The sequence below is a fragment of the Roseibium sp. genome (assembly GCF_965216085.1).
Taxonomy (GTDB): domain Bacteria; phylum Pseudomonadota; class Alphaproteobacteria; order Rhizobiales; family Stappiaceae; genus Roseibium.
On the sequence record NZ_OZ244138.1, the window covers coordinates 3,987,194 to 4,003,829 of the forward strand.

Sequence of the window (16,636 nt, forward strand, 5' to 3'; positions counted from 1 at the left end):
GCTGCAGTTTACTCCGGCACTATACGCGTCTTGGCAAAACGGAAATCGATTTTCAGCTTGGCGCCTTCGATCGCGTCGTGAAGCCGGCCACTCATGAAGATTTTGCCGCTAAATTTTGGATCAACCCAGAGATCAGGTCCGCCGAGAGCCGAGGCTGATACCGCGATATCTTCGCCTTTCGGTTCAATTGCGCGCCAACGCCTAAATCCGGTCTTGGGGTTTACCGGCCCCGCCGACAGGTTACGACTATCTTCGGGCAAAAGGCAGTCTTTCTGAGATCCGAAATTCAGGAAGTAAAACGGGCCGGGAAGTTGCGTGGTCTTGTCCATCTCATGGATCGGAAATTCGACAAGCTCGCCATCGCCAAGATCAAAGTCTTTGAGCAACTCGGCCAGTTTCCCTTTGACGGCGAAGAACCCATCTACGGCAAAGAAGTCTTTGACGCGAGACCACCGCTTTGGATCAAATACGTAGGCGGCCTCCACAAACTCTTCCCGCTTTAGCTTCTCGCCCAGAACATGCCTTCGGGAATTGTTCGCCTGCTCTTTGGTTGGCGCGTCGTGTTCAAATTTTGGTGGCGCCCAATCTTGCCCATAGTGTTTTTCGCGGATACCCGGCTTGTTAAACAGCTGCGAGTTGCTGCCGACACTGCTGACCCAGATTTCCTCTGCCACGGACCTAAGCTCCCAGAATCGCTTCCACCGCCTTGGCGCAGGCGAGCAGGTTTTCATCCTCACCGCCCGGCGCGATCAGCATGGCGCTCAAGGTTTTGCCAGCGTTTTGATACGGCAAAGCAATGCCGCAAGCGTCACAGACATTGGCGAGTGAGGGATTGCGCAGGGCCAGTAGATTGAGCCGGTTGAAGGTACCATCATCCGCCAGATCCTCGATTTTCGGCGGCAGAATGGGCGTTGTCGGCAAGAGTAGAATGTCGCTGCCAACTTCGTCAGCAAAGGCCTTGATCAGGATCTGCCGCCGGTTCATTGTCTGCCGGTACTCGACCGCAGAAATTTCTTCCGCCCGGCCCATGCGCGCATGCACCCGCGGGTCGAAGTTTTCCGGCGTTTTTTGGAAATGATCTTCGTAATGCGCGCGTGATTCCACCGAGGTCATGTGCCAGGGCGGAACCTCTGAATAGAGATCAATGACGGCGAGATCCTTTTCAACGACCTCGAAGCCCGCCTCCGTCAGCTTTTCGACGACGGTGTCAAATCCGGCCGCGACCGGTGCTTCAATCTCATCAAACCCAAAGTTTTTCAGAACCACCAGCCGCGCTTTCTTCGGCTCCACCGCTTGGACCGTGCGGCTGGCCATCACCTGCCAGGCGAGTTCACATTCCGCAACGCTTTTCGCCATTGGGCCAAAACTGTCCAGACTGTCGGAAAGCGGTTTGCCGCCCTCCATCGAAACAGAGTTTTGGGTCGGTTTAAATCCGGTGATGCCATTGAAGGCAGCCGGGATGCGCAAGGACCCGCCGGTGTCACTGCCAATCGCAATGTCGCACAGGCCCAGCGCCACGGCGACCGCGCCGCCGCTGGTAGAGCCACCCGGCGCACAGCCCGGATAACAGGTGTTTTGCGGCGTGCCATAATGCGGATTGAGACCGAGCCCGGAATAGGCAAACTCGGACATGTTGGTGAGGCCGGTAAAGACGGCCCCGGCGGCCTCGAGCCGGGCAATGGCAACCGCGTCTTCTGTTGCGGGCGGATCGTTTTTGAGAACGGTGGTCGCCGAAGTTGTCACCTCACCGGCGACATCAAACAACGCCTTGACGCTGACCAGCGCTCCGGCCAGCGGGTTTTCCGTGCCTTTTGCGCTGGCGGCCTGCTCTTTGGCGCGATCCTCAAGAAGCTTGATGTAGACGTTTTCGGCCGGGTCGCTTTTGGCCTTTTCCAAGGCCGCCTCCAGCCGCTCAACCACCGTCGTCACGTCCCAGGGAAACGCCGCTGCCATTCTACTCAATCCTTGCAAAAAATTCGTATGGTCCGACCCTGATAGCACGATTGTCTTCTGCGAACAGGAGTTTTGAAACCCGGAGATGTTTCAAATGGATGGGACGGCAGGCGTGATGGCCAAAGTGAGTTGGCACCGCCGTCGCCAAGCAGAAAGTTGTCACCCCGGACTTGATCCGGGGCCCACTCGTTCACAGAGCGTCACCAGATAAAACTCTTGGCCTGCAGCAAGCGGAACAGCGAGTAGATCCCCGATCGAGTCGGGGATGACAATGTTGAAAGGCGCTATGTAGCATGCCCGTCTCGTCGTTGCCGGACTTGATCCAGTTTTAGCTCGTCGATGTATTTCAACCTTTAGAAAAACCTTTGAAAACAAGTCTCCGCGAAAATGGAGACACAAACCCAGCAGTGCACTCCGGTTTTTCTCCCCCCTTGAGGGGGAGATGTCCGCATGTGCGGACAGAGGGGGGCACTACAGCAGTTGAAACGGAAAAGCTAATTTTGAGGAGAGATTTATACCCCCCTCTGCCTCCTTCTGGAGGCATCTCCCCCTCAAGGGGGGAGAGAGGTATTTGCTACACCGCTCGAGCAAAACGGCCAAGTCAAACCTTTACCGGACAGCTCGTCATGACCGGACTTGATCCGGTCATCCATGCCGTTTGCCCTCCATACGATGAGCCTGACATTTTGGGATCAATCACGGAATGGATTGCCGGAACAAGTCCGGCAATGACGGAGGGAGTGTGGCTCCAACATCATTCTTTGGAATAGCCGAGAGCGACCGAGAGACTGAATTAGTCCAAAAAACAAAACGGGCGCGCTTTTGGCACGCCCGCTTGCAGAATTTGAAAGAAAAATCCGAAGGATCAGTAGGTCATCATCGGGGCCAGTTCTTTGGCCTGGTCGACCCATTTGGTAACCTGGCTTTCGCTCGGCACCTGGCGCACGAGGCTTTTTTCCTCGTTCACTTCCTTCATTTTGGCGGCAAGGTTGGCCGCATTGCGGTGCTTGAGTTCCTTGACGGTGTCCACACCGGCCGCTTCCAGCAGCTCGGAGTATTCTTCGCCCACACCGCTTATGCGCATCAGATCGGCCATGTTGGCCCATTTCAGGATGCGCTTGCCCTCGATGCCGGTTTCCTCTTCCAGAGCCTTGCGGCCCTTGGGATCCTTAGCCCGCTCAAGATAAGCTTCTGTAGTCTTGATACCGGCTTCTCCGAGTTTGGCCGCATAAGTTGGACCGATACCCTCAATCTCATCGATGGAATAAGACATCCGCAATAAACTCCCGTTGTTCCGAAGCTTGAACCTTGGGGCAGTTAGACGATTTGGCTCAAGCCCGGAATTTTCGCAATAACCTCATCAACCACGTCATCCCCTGCTTTTTCTTTAGCATAAGAGACGAGTTCTTTGACAAGCCCTTGAATCTCCCCCATGCCAAGCCCGGCCTTGTTGAGTTCATTGAGGGCCGCCATTGCGCCCATTGTGCCGCCCATCATGCTGCCAAGGCCGCCCAAAAGGCCGCCACCAGACGCTGCTCCGGCGCGGGCCGCAAGAAGATCACCGGCACCTGGCAAAGCATCCAGGACCATCTGCATCTTTTCAGCCGGCGCTTCCTTGTTGAGAAAGCCAAGGATGATCCCGAGACCGTCCTTGGCCACAGTCTCGTCCACACCTGCCCGCGCAACGATGCGGCTGATCAGTTCTTCCATTTGTCCTGTCCTGATGATTGCGCCGGTATCACGTCCGGCTGAATGAGAGTTGCCTCCCTATACAGGCATCAGGGCGGAGCCGTCGACGGCAATTGGTCTTAAGCGCGCATTTTTCGCACCCTCTGTCGCCGCCCGGCAAACAGAATGCTTCAATCCAGCCGTGAACCGCTCTAGGTTACTGCCGTAAGGGACGGATTCGGGGGACGAATGTGAGTAAAGGCAGTCAGATTTTTGTCGGTTTCAGCGGCAAGGACGAAACACTTTCCTTAAAACTGGCCAATCGGCACGGCTTGATCGCCGGGGCCACCGGCACCGGCAAAACCGTTTCCCTTCAAATCCTGGCCGAAGGGTTTTCCAAAGCCGGTGTTCCGGTTTTTTGCTCCGATATCAAGGGCGATCTCTCCGGCCTGGCGTCGGCCGGCAAGTCCAAAGATTTTCTGGAAAAACGCGCCAGAGACGTCGGCATCGACAAGACTTACGCCTATGAAGCCGTTCCTACCGCTTTTTGGGACTTGCTTGGCGAACAAGGCCATCCGATCCGCACCACCGTCTCAGAAATAGGTCCGCTGCTGCTCGCCCGCCTATTGGAACTCAATGACACGCAAGAAGGCGTGCTCAACGTTCTGTTTGAACTTGCCGACGATGAAGGCCTGCTGCTGCTCGACCTGAAAGACCTCCGCGCCATGCTCACGCATGTGGCCGAACGGTCTTCGGAACTTTCCACCATCTACGGCAATGTTTCCAAAGCCTCGATCGGTGCCATTCAGCGCCGCCTTCTGGTTCTGGAACGCCAGGGCGGTGACAATTTCTTTGGTGAACCGGCCCTCGACATCCGCGATTTCATCCGCACAGCGCCCGATGGACGAGGCCTGGTCAACATTCTGGCCGCAGACAAATTGATGACAGCGCCGCGTCTTTATGCGGTTTTCCTTCTGTGGCTCTTGTCAGAACTGTTTGAAGAGCTTCCCGAAGTGGGCGACCCGGACAAACCCAAGCTGGTGTTTTTCTTCGATGAGGCCCACTTGCTGTTTAACGGCGCACCAAAAGCGCTTCTTGAAAAGGTGGAACAAGTCGTCCGCCTGATCCGCTCCAAAGGTGTCGGGGTCTATTTTGTCACACAGAACCCACTCGACATCCCCGAAACCGTACTGGCCCAGCTCGGCAATCGGATCCAGCATGCCCTCAGAGCCTTTACCCCCCGGGATCAGAAAGCAGTCCGTGCGGCGGCTGAAACCTTCCGGCCCAATCCGGATTTAAACACCGAACGGGTGATCACCGAACTCGGTGTTGGCGAAGCACTGGTTTCGACACTGGAGGGCAAAGGCATCCCGTCCATTGTCCAGCGCACCTTGATCCGCCCGCCAACCTCCAAACTTGGTCCTGTCACCAAGGCCGACCGGCGGAGCCTGATCCAGTCCAGTCCGGTTTTTGGGCTCTATGAGCGTCAAAAAGACCGTGTCTCCGCTTATGAAGTCCTGTTGAGCCGGGCTGATGAAACCCAGCGGCTGGAGAAAAAACAGACGCAAAAGGATGACAAATACGCGGACAAACATGGCGAACCGCGGCGCACGCGAACCGGTTTTCAACTGCCGGATTTTGGCCGCGATGACCGGCCGCGCCGGGATAGCCGCGCGCGGCGGACCAAACGGCGCAGCCAGCGCGACACGGCCTTCGAGGCCGGTTTAAAATCGGCCGCCCGCAGCTTCGGCTCGTCCCTTGGACGGGCCCTCGTGCGCGGGCTTATGGGATCCTTGAAACGCGGAAACTAAGGCGCATCTAACCTGCCATGGCCTCACCAGAACTCCTCGTCGAGCAGCGCGCTCTCACCATCGGCAAATGGGCCAATTTGTTCATGGCCTTCGCCGGAATATTTGCGTCCTGGCTCTCCCGTTCCGACGCCATGATGGTGGACGGCCTCTATTCAGCTGTGAATTTTGCCTCCGCAATTGTGGCGGCCAGGATTGGAAGCCGAGTTGGGCTTCCTGCTACGCGGCGCAGGCCCTGGGGAAACGACTTCGATGAAGTTCTTTATGTCACCTTCCGCAGCCTGGTGCTGATTGGGGTCTTGGTCTTTGCCGGATTTGTTTCCGGATCGAAAATCTGGACGTTCTTTACGGGCGGCGATATCCCGCAATTGGTGTTTGGCCCGATCGTCATCTACTCGGTGGTGATTGTTTCGATCTGTCTTGGTCTGGCGTTCAACTACCATCGGGCGTACCGGAAAACCGGCAAACGCAGCGCCGTCCTGAAAACCGAAACAAGGGCTGCACTGATCGATGGTGCCTTGAGTGTTGGAACCGGGGCAGCTCTTTTATCCTTGCCGTTTTTGCAGGACACACCGCTCGGTCCCTATGTGCCCATTGGGGATGCGGTGATCGTGGTCGTTCTGGTCCTGGTGATCGTTTGGCAACCGCTGTCGGCTTTCCGGGGAACACTTGCGGATCTTGCCGGCGTCAGCGCGCCAGGCACCACATACGCCAAAGTGTCACGAACCGCCCGGGATCTTGCCAAGGAACACGGCTATAAACTCCACCGCGCCGCGGTTCTCCAGGCCGGGCGCATGCATTTTGCCGCCGTCTATCTGGATCCGCTCAAGCCCATCGAAGCGGAAGAAATCGACCAGTTCAAAGAGAAGGTTGCCGCCCGCCTCGAAGACCTGGTTGGCCCGACACGTGTGGAGGTTATCGTGACGGCGCAAAACGGCCTTTCTTTTGCCGCAGGGGAACCCACAAATTGAGCAAAACACATTGCGCTCGAGCACGTCTTGTGGCCTGTTAGCGCCTTCTTGAGGCTGAAATTCTGTTCGGCCTTTGCATCTAATTTCTCAGATTAAGGAAACGTCATGAGTTCCATCGACAAGGTATTGGCTCGTATTGATGCCGATCTGGATAACAGCCTTGATCGCCTGTTCGAACTTCTCAAAATCAAGTCGATTTCGACCGATCCGGAATTCAAGGCACCGTGCCGCGAGGCCGCCGAGTGGCTAGCGAAGGAATTGACGGACATTGGCATCGAAGCCTCCGTGCGCGAAACGGATGGTCACCCGATGGTGGTCGGCCACCGCAAGTCCGGTAAACCTGGCCCGCACGTTCTTTTTTATGGCCACTATGACGTACAGCCTGTCGATCCTCTGAATTTATGGAACCGGGATCCGTTCGACCCGGCTATTGAGACGAAAGAGGACGGCACCAAGATCATCGTTGCTCGCGGCGCGGCAGACGACAAAGGCCAGCTGATGACCTTCGTCGAAGCGGCGCGCGCGTTCATTGCAGAAACCGGCGACCTGCCTGTCGACGTTTCGATCCTATTCGAAGGCGAAGAGGAATCCGGTTCGCCGTCGCTGCACCCCTTCCTGGAAGCTCACAAGGACGAGCTGTCCTGCGACATGGCGCTGGTTTGCGATACCGGCCAATGGGATGCGGAAACGCCAGCTATCTCCGTCATGCTGCGCGGCATGGTCGGCGATGAAATCATCGTCAAGGCGGCCAGCCGCGACCTGCATTCCGGCTCATATGGCGGGTCGGCTCAGAACCCAAACCATATCGTTGCCAACATCATTGCAGGTCTACACGACGAGAATGGCAGGATCACTCTCCCTGGCTTTTACGACGGAGTGATCGACATGCCGGAAGAGGTCACCGCCATGTGGGACAAACTCGGCTTCGACGTTGAGGAGTTTCTTGGCGAAGTCGGTTTGAAATATCCGCGCGGCGAGCATGACCGCACGCCGCTGGAACACCTGTGGACCCGCCCAACTTGTGAAGTCAACGGCATGTGGGGCGGCTATCAAGGCGCAGGCTCGAAAACGGTCATCCCGTCAGAGGCGCATGCCAAATTCACCTTCCGTCTTGTTGGCGATCAGGATCCGGACAAGGTCCAGCAGGCCTTCCGTGCCTACGTGCGCTCCAAAATTCCTGCCGATTGCTCGGTCGAGTTTATTGCCAAGGACGGTAGCCCTGCCCTTAGGCTCGACTTCACAATGCCGGTTCTTGAAAAGGGCCAAAAAGCCCTCAAGGACGAATGGGGCAAAGAGGCTGCGCTCACCGGCATGGGCGGCTCCATTCCGATCGTCGGCGACTTCAAGCGCATGCTCGGGATGGATTCCCTTTTGATCGGTTTCGGCCTGGAAGACGATCAGATCCACTCGCCGAACGAGAAGTACAATTTGACCAGCTTCCACAAGGGTATCCGGTCCTGGGCGCGGGTTCTGGATGAGCTGGCCAAGGATTAATTGTCAACGACCAGCTGACAAACACTGATTAGCCAATAGGGTTTTGGCCGGCTTCATTCCGGCCAACCACCTGCTTTTCCGTCTTCTTGGTCCAAAGCTACGTTCTGGTTTGTTTTGCAGAAATTATTAGAATTGGAGCCTGATATGAAATCAATTTGCGTATTCTGCGGGTCCAGTTATGGCGCACTGGAAGACTACAGCGATGCGGCCAAAGCGACGGGCACTGCGATCGCAGAACAAGGCATGCGGCTGGTCTACGGCGGCGCCCGGGTCGGCCTGATGGGTACTGTTGCTGACGCAGCTCTTGCAGCTGGCGGCGAAGTGATCGGCGTATTGCCAAACTCTTTGAAAGAAAAGGAAATCGAACACCAAGGGCTGACCGAATTGCATCTCGTGGGGTCTATGCACGAACGCAAGGCCATGATGGCCGATCTGTCAGACGGCTTTATTGCCCTGCCAGGCGGTGTCGGGACATTGGAAGAAATATTTGAAGTCTGGACCTGGGGTCAGCTCGGCTATCACGAAAAGCCCTGCGGCTTTCTCAATATTGCTGGCTATTATGATCACTTGATTGCGTTTCTGGATCACCAGGTGCAAGAAGGCTTCACCAAGACTGTCATGCGCGACATGGCTCAGATTGCAGAGACACCTGAAGAACTGATCGGCCTGTTCAAGGCTTATTCTGCCCCTGCCACGCCGAAGTGGATCAAAAAAGACGAGACTTAGTCAGATCTCGGGTTCCAGCTTTGACAGCGCGTCGACCTGACTTATCCGTTTAGAACAGTATGGATTGCCTCGGAAAGGTCTGCGAGGGTCTTGTCTATCAAACGCGCATCCGCTTCAGTGGGATCGCTGTCCTTTCCGATGATCTTATCGAGTGCATCATAAAAAGCGCCATCAGCCTTGGAGATCAGGGCATCCTCAGCTGCCGTTAATTCGCGGCCAGCAAGCCCCTCTTCCAGGTCTTCAAACAAGGCGTCCAATTCATCCATGGATTCATCGAAGAATTCGCCCTGCTGCTCGCTCAAGTCCGCTCCAAAGACATCGTCAAAAGCATCGAAAAACGCATCTTCGGCCTCTCCAAGACGATCAAGGAATTCTTCTGCGGCTTCACCGTTGAGCGGCCTGCCGGCAAAATCATTAAAAAGAGCCTCAATCTCTTTAGCGAACAACTCGCCGGCAGCTAGGATGGATACTTGTTCCTCGAAATCAAGATCATCTCCCAGCGCAAAATCAACGGCTTCACTGATGTCCTCGACAACGCCTGTCAACTCCCGGCTCAAGCCGGACGCAAGCGTGTCAGACCCGGTGAGGGATCCTGTCGAGGCAGCTGCCAAAAACGCTCTTGCTTCTTCCGAAATGGAAATGGAGACAGCATCACCAAAGTTGGAGGCGCTTTTCGTATCTGGAACATTTTGGGCCGGCCTATCTGCGGCTAGTGCCTGGGAAATCGCACTGACGTGAGATGAAGGTCCAATACTGTCAATCGCCATGGTCACTCGGCCTTGCCCTAAAAGATTGAGGAGGACTGTCGCCGATCGTGGTTAACAGGGTGTTAAGAATGATTAATGCCGAAGATGTTGAGAGCCTGTTAAAACTGCTAATCAGGTGCTTTTCGTTCAGGCGTGTGAATGCTAAGACCCTTCTGTCGAAATTAACAATCCTTACCGGTTGGCGGAGTTTCTATTTCATGCGTTTGCCGCTTCTCGCGTGTCTAGCCCTTGCAGCTGCCTTAAGCACAGCCTGTTCCCCAACTGCAGACATAGATGCACCAGTTAGCGCAGTTCGCACGTCGAACGTCACGCTCCTGCAGATCACTGAAGACCACGTCGGCGGCATCACCAAGGAAACGGCCTACGCCCCGAAGGCGATCGAAGCCTCGTTGCCTGGCTTCACCACCGAAGGCATTCAAACTGCCGTTGAAAACAAGACCGAATGGGCGCTGGCAGCCTTCAACACCGATGGGTTTCAAGTCTTGCAGGTGTTCAAAGGTCAGAATGGCAAAGTCCGCACAGTTCACGGTGTCACCCACCACCTGCAAGGCCCGAACGGCGAACGCATCGGTATGACCTTTGCCGAAATTGGAAGTGCCCGGGCCGATTGCCGGGTGGGTAAAAATCTCTGGCGCGGTATGGCGATTTGCCGTTCTACCGGACACCCAAACGTGGAACTGGTCTATGCCATTCCCGGCTACACCGGCCCTTATCATGAGCTTCCGCCCGCACAGGACCTCTTCGATGCGCAGCTGCAGCGCATCTTGTGGACCCCGAAGACCTGACCAAGAGTGCCATCACCTGGTTTTAGATGGACTGGCGCAAACCGCACCAGTCCACTCCAGAATTAGGTAGCTACTTCGAACTCATCTTCTATCAACAGCGCGGCCCCATCCGGCTGCAAGACCCAGAGTTCGTTGGTGATGACACCATGCGCCTTATTCATGCGCCAGCGTGACTTAAGGTGTACGGATTGATCGTCGACTGCGGTCAATTCCGGATCAAGATATTCAACATCCGAAAATCCGTCGGAGATGATTTCCTCCCAGAACTCCTGAATTTCCTCGCGGCCGCGGAATTCACCAAACGGCGTTACTTTCATCACCGCCTCGGGGCTGTAGAAATCAGCGCAGCCTTTGGCATCCCCGCGGTTGAAAGTTTCCTGCCAAGCCCGGCTGGCCGTCTGAGCGGCAGTGACTGCGGCGTTAGACATCTAAGTTTCCTTCCATCTTGGACCGACGGCCAAATCGCGACTGCCGGACTGTTCCGATGGCGAAACACTATTCGTCATACAGGCTGAAGGGAGGTGGCGCTATTGCCATATAATATGCATATACTGACAAATGAGCCGACCGCATCATATTCAACTAATTTCATTGGGTGAAGCACGTGCTTCAGTCCTTCACGGCCTGCTTGAGCTGTTTGAAACGGCCAGCTCCAAAGCCGAGGTGATCGGTCAAACTGGTCTGAGTGTTGATTACGATAGCGGGATGCGAACCGCCAAGGTCCTCTACTGCAATCCCAAACCTGATGCTATTGTGGTTTTGCCCTCCAACGCGACCGAACAAGAGGATGAACAAGCGATCCTGGACGGTTTGGTTCACGCCCATAAAAGCGGAACGCTGATCGGGTCCATCTGTTTGGGGGCTTTTGATCTGGCGCGCAGCGGTTTGTTGGATGGCCGGCGGGCAACCACCCATTGGAACGAAGCCGACCGCTTCGCCAGCCAGTTTCCAAAGGTCTGCCTCGACAGCAATCAAATCCTAATTGACGATGGTGACTTGGTAACAGCCGGCGGCATGACGGCTTGGACGGATCTGGGGCTTAATCTCGTGAACCGGTTTTTGGGGCCTTCGATTATGCTGGAAACGGCCCGCATGCTGTTAACAGACCCGGGCGGTCGCGAACAGCGGTTTTATGCGGTCTTTCATGCCAATCTAAAACACAAAGACCCGGCGATCCTGTCCGTCCAACACGACATTCACGCTGCTCCGGAAAAACGATGGACTGTGCCGGAGATGGCCAGCCGCGCCCGTTTGGGAGACCGGACCTTCTTACGCCGTTTCAAATCCGCCACCGGCGAGACGCCGGTCCGCTATGTCCTGTTGATCCGGATTGCCCGTGCACGGGAGCGGCTTGAAACCAGCGTAACTCCGGTTTCTGAAATTGCTTGGGATCTTGGATATGCTGACGTGAATGCGTTCCGAAAGGTGTTTTGGGACTTGGTCGGATTGACCCCATCAGATTACCGCAGGCGGTTCTCACCGCGCTCATCCGGTTGATAAGCCCCTCGTCCTAACGTTGTTGGTGACCTTTTCTGATTCTTGGCTTAAAGCGGGAAGATCATGACCCAACGGACCGCTCCCCTCGACCCAAAACATCTCGCTGAACAGCTTAAGGCAGGCAATCGGGCGGCCCTTGCCCGCGCCATTACGCTCGTTGAATCGAAAAAACCGGATCACCGCAAAATCGCGCGCGAGCTGGTTCAAGAAGTTTTACCCCTGACTGGTAAGGCCTTGCGCGTCGGGATCACAGGTGTGCCCGGCGCCGGCAAGTCAACCACCATTGACACTTTCGGGTCCAACTTGACGGCAGAAGGTCATAAGGTTGCGGTGCTTGCGGTTGACCCCTCCTCGACCCGAACTGGCGGCTCAATCCTAGGCGACAAAACCCGAATGGCGCGGTTGGCCGTTGATCGCAATGCCTTTATTCGCCCGTCTCCGTCAGCAGGCACCCTTGGTGGGGTTGCCGCCAAGACCCGGGAAACCATGCTGCTGTGTGAGGCCGCCGGGTTCGATGTCATCCTTGTCGAAACTGTTGGTATCGGCCAGTCGGAAACGACTGTTGCCGACATGGTCGACTTCTTCCTGGTCTTGATGCTGCCGGGAGCTGGCGATGAGCTGCAGGGCATCAAAAAAGGTGTCCTGGAAATCGCAGATATGATCGCCGTCAACAAAGCCGACGGGGAAGGCGCAATCCGCGCCCGGGCCGCAGCCAGCGAATACCGGGCCGCGCTTCATATCCTTGCTCCTAAAACCCCCACATGGACACCGCCGGTAATCACCATCTCCGGACTAGCCAATGAAGGCTTGGATCATATGTGGGACCAGGTCACGGTCTACCGCGAGCGCATGACAGCCAGTGGTGAGTGGCAAAAGAGACGCGCAGATCAGCAGGTCTCCTGGATGTGGGACACCTTGCAACAACGCTTGATGGACTCACTCAAAACCAATGAAAAAACAGCCGAACGTTTAAAAACACTGGAAATTGCTGTTCGCAATGGTACAACCGCGGTTTCCGTTGCTGTTGACGAACTATCCGGCCTAATGGGCCTTACTGACTAAAGACTTTTATGAACAATAGCCAAAAAACCATTCTTGTGACTGGCTTCATGCCGTTCCCCGGAGCCCCGGTCAATCCGACAGAAATGTTGATCAAGCGCCTGCCGAAACGGCTTGGCCAGCATCAGCACGGTGTTGGATATCGTTTTGATGTTCTACCAACCACCTGGGAAGCACGGAAAACTGTCACCGACGCTTTGCGCCGGGAGGTGCAACCCGATGCCATCGTGCATTTTGGCGTAGATGGCACCCGAAAGGACATCAACATCGAAAGCCGCGCTGTAAACCAGGCCATTCGTGTCCGGCTCGACAGCACCGGAAAGTCCCCAGACAACCCAGAACTCGATCCGGCGGGAAAACGCGCGCGATCTGCAACTTTGCCTGCCGCTCCCCTAGCTGTGGCAGCCCGGTTGTCCGGCGCCCGGGCAAAGGTGTCTATGAACGCCGGAACATACCTATGTAATGCGACCCTTTGGGATTCGATAGGATCCGGTATTCCAAGCATATTTGTACACGTTCCGCCCTTGCCGCGTACAAAATGGGATCCACGGCCCTCCTTTGCCGTTTTGGAAAACTCAGCCGTCAGCCTTTTGCAGGATCTTGCGCGGCGTTTGCGGTAACGGCGGTGTCGATCAATTGTTCTGCCTGAGAAACGCAATCCCGAGCCATGCGTGCTGCAAGGCCGGCGCGGCCGAGAACCCGCATGCCAAAATAGAGCGCCAACAGGCCCCGGGCTGTTTCTTCAGTCCAATTGTCTGGAGCCTGGCTGAAGCCTGAACCATAACTGTCCTGCAAGGCGTTACGGAATGCGGTTTCCAATCGCAAGGTCATGGCTTGCAGCCGCTGTTCGATCTCACCGCCCTGCGCGGCCTTGTCAGCCATGGCGTTGCATAAGAAACAGCCGAGGCGGTCGCCATCGTTTTCCGCCACTTCGGCGATCTTATTGAAGAGATTCAGGATCCGCTCGCGGCCACTGCCGTTTTCCGGGTTCCCCAAAAACGCCACAGTCGCTCCGACTACCTGTTTGTCGTAACGCTCAAGCGTGGACAAATATACAGCTTGTTTGTCCTTGAAGGCCTTATAGAACGACCCCCGGGTGATTTTCATGGCTTTCAAAAGGCGCGCGAGCGAAGCCTCTTCATACCCAAGATCCCAGAACAGGCCCATTGCCCGCTCCAGCGCCCTATCCGTTTCAAATTCCCTTGGTCGTGCCATGGTCTGGATCAATCGCTCCATATGCCTTTGCCAAGATTGGTTTTCTTAAAACGGTTTGCAAGTCTTCAAACCGTTTCGTGTGCGCTGTCCAGCGCTGACACTCCCATTCAGTAGGGTCCAAAAAGGCGCGCTCTCAAGGTCTCACAAAACGCTCACCCCTTCGTGTTTTGCAGATGAACAGCCCACTCCCCATTTCCTCATCACCAGGCAGGGTTGGTGAATTTGCGCCCAATTAGGAACTGATTGGTTCCTTACTTGCAGATCTTAACTTCGGCCTTGGCCAACACGAATATCCTTGGAGTTCAAAAACTATGTTTGCAAATCTGATCCGCGGTTCCGTTGCCGCTTTGGTTGTCGTCTCCGGCCTCGTTTCCAGCGCATTTGCTGCCGGCGTTGATGTCAATGCGACTGTGACTGGCCTTGCTCTTCGCGGCGTCGATCCAGTGTCTTACTTCACCAAAGGCGCTCCGGAAGATGGCGATTTCACCATCACTGCGGTCCATAATGGTGCGACCTACCGCTTTGCGTCTGAAGAAAACAAAGACCTGTTCGAGCAGAATCCTGAAAAGTATCTCCCAGCGTACGGCGGTTTCTGCGCGTTCGGCACAGCCATGGGTGTGAAGGTTGATGGCGATCCGGATCTTTGGAAGATCGTTGATGGAAAACTCTACCTGAATCTGTCTGAAAGCATCCAGGAACGCTGGAACAAAGACATTGCCGGCAACATTGCAACTGCCGACGACAAGTGGACAGAAATCGAAAACGTCGATCCGTCTGAACTGTAAGATCTACACGATAAAACATTCTCGAAGGGCGGAGATGGGGTCATCTCCGCCTTTTGGCGTTTGGCTCAAGCTATCGGCTCTGAACGGCTTCCACAGAGTTCAACTCGCCTTGATGCTCATGCATAAAATGCCGAAGTGCCATGAACAATTCCTTGGCATGATCCTTATCATCTCGCTCCAAAGCCGACCGAATATCGTCCTCGATCATCTGCGCGATACTTTTCGCCCCTTCGGGCTGCTCAAGAAGATAAGCTCCGAGTGCAGTCGCTGCGATTTCTGAGATGTGCTCATGTTCCGCCAAGGCCAGGATTTCCGCTTCGTCCAGGCCAGACATATCGATGCAGTCTTGAATACTGATCATACCGGATCCTCCACCAGCAAGGGTTTGAGGCTATCAATCCGCACCCAATGCGTCAAAGCCGTGCCCCCTCGCCGTGGCGCTAACAATTTCCCATCCGGCACGGCGCTTGCTCTGTTGCTTTCCAAGACAGTCCGTTTTTCCGTTTTGGAGCAATTTCGTGCCAAAAACCGCCAGAAACACACGTTTTCCCGCAGCAATCTCACGGCGGGCGTTCCTAGCCGGGACAGGTTTGTGCCTTTCTGGGACAGCGGCGATGGCGTCCATGAAGGTGGCGGACCTGCGCGGCTCTATCGATTCCGCTGATCTGGGGCTTTTGCCGAATGCGGCCGATGACCAAACCGCGCAGTTTCAAAACGCCGTCAACCGCGCTGTTGAACGCGGCCGCGCCTTGTTCTTACCTGCTGGCACCTACCCGGTCGCCAATCTCCGCCTGCCCTCAGGCACGTTGATCGTGGGTGTTCCCGGGCGGACCCGCCTTGTCTACCAGGGCGGCGGCGGTCAGCTCATTCGCGCAGAAGGCGTCAGCAACATTGGCCTGACAGGATTGACCTTTGACGGTGCCAACCGCTCCATTGGCGACTTCACAGACGGTCTGTTGCATTTTGTCGGTGTCCGGAACCTGTCGATTGATCAATGTGAAGTCGCAGGCTCGACAAAATCGGGCCTGCTGCTCGATCGCTGTTCCGGCCGGATAGAAAACTCCAGAATATCCGGAGCGACCGAGGCCGGCATTCGCTCCAACGAGGCAACAGGCCTCGCCATCACCGGCAACACGGTTTCAGACTGCGCCAATGGCGGCATCTGGGTTCACCGGTGGCGCAACGGCGAAGATGGCACAATTGTTTCCGGCAACCGGGTCGAGCGGATCGGCGCACGTTTCGGCGGCACCGGCCAGTTCGGTAACGGCATTAACGTGTTTCGCGCAGGCGGTGTGGTGGTGTCTAACAATCGGGTCGCCGATTGTGCCTTTTCTGCAATCCGATCCAACGCCGGTTCAAACATCCAGATCATTGGCAACTCATGCCATCGATCCGGAGAAACTGCGATCTACAGCGAATTCGGTTTCCAAGGCGCAGTGATCGCCAACAACATTGCAGATGGCGGAACCATCGGCATTTCGATCGCCAATTTCTCCGACGGCGGCCGGCTGGCAATTTGCTCCGGCAACCTCATCCGCAACATCAAGGACACCGGCCCGTACCCTCCGGAAGTTGCCGGTTTTGGAATTGGTATCGCTGCCGAAGCAGACACAACCCTCACCGGTAACATCATTGAAGGCGCGCCAAAATTCGGATTGATGCTGGGATGGGGACCCTATATGCGCAATGTCATCGCGTCCCAGAACGTGCTGCGGGACTGCAAAACCGGGATTGCGGTCAGCGTGGCTGATGGTGCCGGTCCAGCAGTGATCACCAATAATATCGTTCAAGGCGCAACACGCGGGTCAATCAACGGGTTCCGCTGGCTGGAACGGGCGACAGGTGAACTCAACGGCTCATCGGAATTTGCCAATCTCACGGTCCACAGCAACCAGATTTCCAGCTGAC

The 16,636-nt window shown here is 55.8% G+C and carries 18 protein-coding genes; 10 read left to right on the top strand and 8 right to left on the bottom strand.

Annotation, left to right across the window (positions count from 1 at the left end; translation table 11 throughout):
• Positions 1-8 precede the first annotated feature (8 nt).
• The 4 genes from ACOOFE_RS18750 to ACOOFE_RS18765 all read right to left on the bottom strand — a co-directional run bounded on the left by ACOOFE_RS18750 (position 9) and on the right by ACOOFE_RS18765 (position 3,663).
• Entirely contained in the window at positions 9-674 is a 666-nt protein-coding gene (locus ACOOFE_RS18750; RefSeq protein WP_420411463.1) for an imm11 family protein, read from the bottom strand.
• Between the two features lie 4 nt (positions 675-678).
• Entirely contained in the window at positions 679-1,953 is a 1,275-nt protein-coding gene (locus ACOOFE_RS18755; protein WP_420411464.1) for an amidase family protein, read from the bottom strand.
• Between the two features lie 865 nt (positions 1,954-2,818).
• Positions 2,819-3,226, bottom strand: a complete 408-nt coding sequence (locus ACOOFE_RS18760) for a DUF4332 domain-containing protein (RefSeq protein ID WP_141187757.1) — start codon at positions 3,224-3,226, stop codon at positions 2,819-2,821.
• Between the two features lie 44 nt (positions 3,227-3,270).
• Positions 3,271-3,663 (bottom strand): DUF2780 domain-containing protein, encoded by a 393-nt coding sequence (locus ACOOFE_RS18765; protein ID WP_420411465.1) that lies wholly within the window; start codon positions 3,661-3,663, stop codon positions 3,271-3,273.
• 209 nt (positions 3,664-3,872) lie between these two features.
• Here ACOOFE_RS18765 and ACOOFE_RS18770 point away from each other — a divergent pair, with 209 nt between their 5' ends.
• The 4 genes from ACOOFE_RS18770 to ACOOFE_RS18785 all read left to right on the top strand — a co-directional run bounded on the left by ACOOFE_RS18770 (position 3,873) and on the right by ACOOFE_RS18785 (position 8,620).
• The gene (locus ACOOFE_RS18770) at positions 3,873-5,432 is read left to right on the top strand and encodes a helicase HerA-like domain-containing protein (RefSeq protein WP_420411466.1); all 1,560 of its coding nucleotides are present in this window, start codon (positions 3,873-3,875) and stop codon (positions 5,430-5,432) included.
• 17 nt (positions 5,433-5,449) lie between these two features.
• Entirely contained in the window at positions 5,450-6,400 is a 951-nt protein-coding gene (locus ACOOFE_RS18775; RefSeq protein ID WP_420411467.1) for a cation transporter, read from the top strand.
• 105 nt (positions 6,401-6,505) lie between these two features.
• Positions 6,506-7,894, top strand: a complete 1,389-nt coding sequence (locus tag ACOOFE_RS18780) for a dipeptidase (protein WP_420411468.1) — start codon at positions 6,506-6,508, stop codon at positions 7,892-7,894.
• Between the two features lie 144 nt (positions 7,895-8,038).
• Positions 8,039-8,620, top strand: a complete 582-nt coding sequence (locus ACOOFE_RS18785) for a TIGR00730 family Rossman fold protein (protein WP_420411469.1) — start codon at positions 8,039-8,041, stop codon at positions 8,618-8,620.
• A gap of 41 nt (positions 8,621-8,661) precedes the next feature.
• On the opposite strand, the gene ACOOFE_RS18790 is transcribed toward ACOOFE_RS18785, so the two are convergent.
• Entirely contained in the window at positions 8,662-9,387 is a 726-nt protein-coding gene (locus ACOOFE_RS18790; protein ID WP_420411470.1) for a hypothetical protein, read from the bottom strand.
• 197 nt (positions 9,388-9,584) lie between these two features.
• Between ACOOFE_RS18790 and ACOOFE_RS18795 the strand changes: the two genes are divergently transcribed.
• Positions 9,585-10,172 (top strand): DUF1131 family protein, encoded by a 588-nt coding sequence (locus ACOOFE_RS18795; protein WP_141187764.1) that lies wholly within the window; start codon positions 9,585-9,587, stop codon positions 10,170-10,172.
• Between the two features lie 62 nt (positions 10,173-10,234).
• Here the strand turns inward: ACOOFE_RS18795 and ACOOFE_RS18800 are convergent, their stop codons facing one another.
• Entirely contained in the window at positions 10,235-10,600 is a 366-nt protein-coding gene (locus tag ACOOFE_RS18800) for a YybH family protein (RefSeq protein WP_420411471.1), read from the bottom strand.
• Positions 10,601-10,730: 130 nt separating this feature from the next.
• Between ACOOFE_RS18800 and ACOOFE_RS18805 the strand changes: the two genes are divergently transcribed.
• The 3 genes from ACOOFE_RS18805 to ACOOFE_RS18815 all read left to right on the top strand — a co-directional run bounded on the left by ACOOFE_RS18805 (position 10,731) and on the right by ACOOFE_RS18815 (position 13,348).
• Positions 10,731-11,669 carry a GlxA family transcriptional regulator gene (locus ACOOFE_RS18805; protein WP_420411472.1) on the top strand — a complete coding sequence of 313 codons (939 nt, stop codon included), beginning with the start codon at positions 10,731-10,733 and terminating at the stop codon, positions 11,667-11,669.
• 63 nt (positions 11,670-11,732) lie between these two features.
• Positions 11,733-12,731 carry a methylmalonyl Co-A mutase-associated GTPase MeaB gene (gene meaB / locus ACOOFE_RS18810; protein WP_420411473.1) on the top strand — a complete coding sequence of 333 codons (999 nt, stop codon included), beginning with the start codon at positions 11,733-11,735 and terminating at the stop codon, positions 12,729-12,731.
• 8 nt (positions 12,732-12,739) lie between these two features.
• Entirely contained in the window at positions 12,740-13,348 is a 609-nt protein-coding gene (locus ACOOFE_RS18815; RefSeq protein WP_420411474.1) for a peptidase C15, read from the top strand.
• Here ACOOFE_RS18815 and ACOOFE_RS18820 read toward each other — a convergent pair.
• Entirely contained in the window at positions 13,311-13,943 is a 633-nt protein-coding gene (locus ACOOFE_RS18820) for a TetR/AcrR family transcriptional regulator (protein ID WP_420411475.1), read from the bottom strand. The genes ACOOFE_RS18815 and ACOOFE_RS18820 overlap by 38 nt on opposite strands.
• Positions 13,944-14,254: 311 nt before the next feature.
• Here ACOOFE_RS18820 and ACOOFE_RS18825 point away from each other — a divergent pair, with 311 nt between their 5' ends.
• Entirely contained in the window at positions 14,255-14,728 is a 474-nt protein-coding gene (locus ACOOFE_RS18825; protein ID WP_141187770.1) for a YHS domain-containing (seleno)protein, read from the top strand.
• Between the two features lie 70 nt (positions 14,729-14,798).
• Here ACOOFE_RS18825 and ACOOFE_RS18830 read toward each other — a convergent pair whose 3' ends face one another.
• The gene (locus ACOOFE_RS18830; RefSeq protein ID WP_420411476.1) at positions 14,799-15,089 is read right to left on the bottom strand and encodes a hypothetical protein; all 291 of its coding nucleotides are present in this window, start codon (positions 15,087-15,089) and stop codon (positions 14,799-14,801) included.
• Positions 15,090-15,342: 253 nt separating this feature from the next.
• Between ACOOFE_RS18830 and ACOOFE_RS18835 the strand changes: the two genes are divergently transcribed.
• Positions 15,343-16,635: a TIGR03808 family TAT-translocated repetitive protein gene (locus ACOOFE_RS18835; RefSeq protein WP_420411477.1), complete on the top strand. Its 1,293-nt coding sequence runs from the start codon at positions 15,343-15,345 to the stop codon at positions 16,633-16,635.
• Position 16,636 lies beyond the last annotated feature (1 nt).

Bases quoted from the DNA above. Each gene is read 5' to 3' on its own strand.
- ACOOFE_RS18805 (WP_420411472.1), top strand. From the start codon at position 10,731: ATGAGCCGACCGCATCATATTCAACTAATTTCATTGGGTGAAGCACGT.
- ACOOFE_RS18755 (WP_420411464.1), bottom strand. From the start codon at position 1,953: ATGGCAGCGGCGTTTCCCTGGGACGTGACGACGGTGGTTGAGCGGCTG.
- ACOOFE_RS18775 (WP_420411467.1), top strand. From the start codon at position 5,450: ATGGCCTCACCAGAACTCCTCGTCGAGCAGCGCGCTCTCACCATCGGC.
- ACOOFE_RS18800 (WP_420411471.1), bottom strand. From the start codon at position 10,600: ATGTCTAACGCCGCAGTCACTGCCGCTCAGACGGCCAGCCGGGCTTGG.
- ACOOFE_RS18765 (WP_420411465.1), bottom strand. From the start codon at position 3,663: ATGGAAGAACTGATCAGCCGCATCGTTGCGCGGGCAGGTGTGGACGAG.
- ACOOFE_RS18835 (WP_420411477.1), top strand. From the start codon at position 15,343: ATGGCGTCCATGAAGGTGGCGGACCTGCGCGGCTCTATCGATTCCGCT.
- ACOOFE_RS18795 (WP_141187764.1), top strand. From the start codon at position 9,585: ATGCGTTTGCCGCTTCTCGCGTGTCTAGCCCTTGCAGCTGCCTTAAGC.
- ACOOFE_RS18815 (WP_420411474.1), top strand. From the start codon at position 12,740: ATGAACAATAGCCAAAAAACCATTCTTGTGACTGGCTTCATGCCGTTC.
- ACOOFE_RS18760 (WP_141187757.1), bottom strand. From the start codon at position 3,226: ATGTCTTATTCCATCGATGAGATTGAGGGTATCGGTCCAACTTATGCG.
- ACOOFE_RS18790 (WP_420411470.1), bottom strand. From the start codon at position 9,387: ATGGCGATTGACAGTATTGGACCTTCATCTCACGTCAGTGCGATTTCC.
- ACOOFE_RS18785 (WP_420411469.1), top strand. From the start codon at position 8,039: ATGAAATCAATTTGCGTATTCTGCGGGTCCAGTTATGGCGCACTGGAA.
- ACOOFE_RS18830 (WP_420411476.1), bottom strand. From the start codon at position 15,089: ATGATCAGTATTCAAGACTGCATCGATATGTCTGGCCTGGACGAAGCG.
- ACOOFE_RS18825 (WP_141187770.1), top strand. From the start codon at position 14,255: ATGTTTGCAAATCTGATCCGCGGTTCCGTTGCCGCTTTGGTTGTCGTC.
- ACOOFE_RS18780 (WP_420411468.1), top strand. From the start codon at position 6,506: ATGAGTTCCATCGACAAGGTATTGGCTCGTATTGATGCCGATCTGGAT.
- meaB (WP_420411473.1), top strand. From the start codon at position 11,733: ATGACCCAACGGACCGCTCCCCTCGACCCAAAACATCTCGCTGAACAG.
- ACOOFE_RS18820 (WP_420411475.1), bottom strand. From the start codon at position 13,943: ATGGCACGACCAAGGGAATTTGAAACGGATAGGGCGCTGGAGCGGGCA.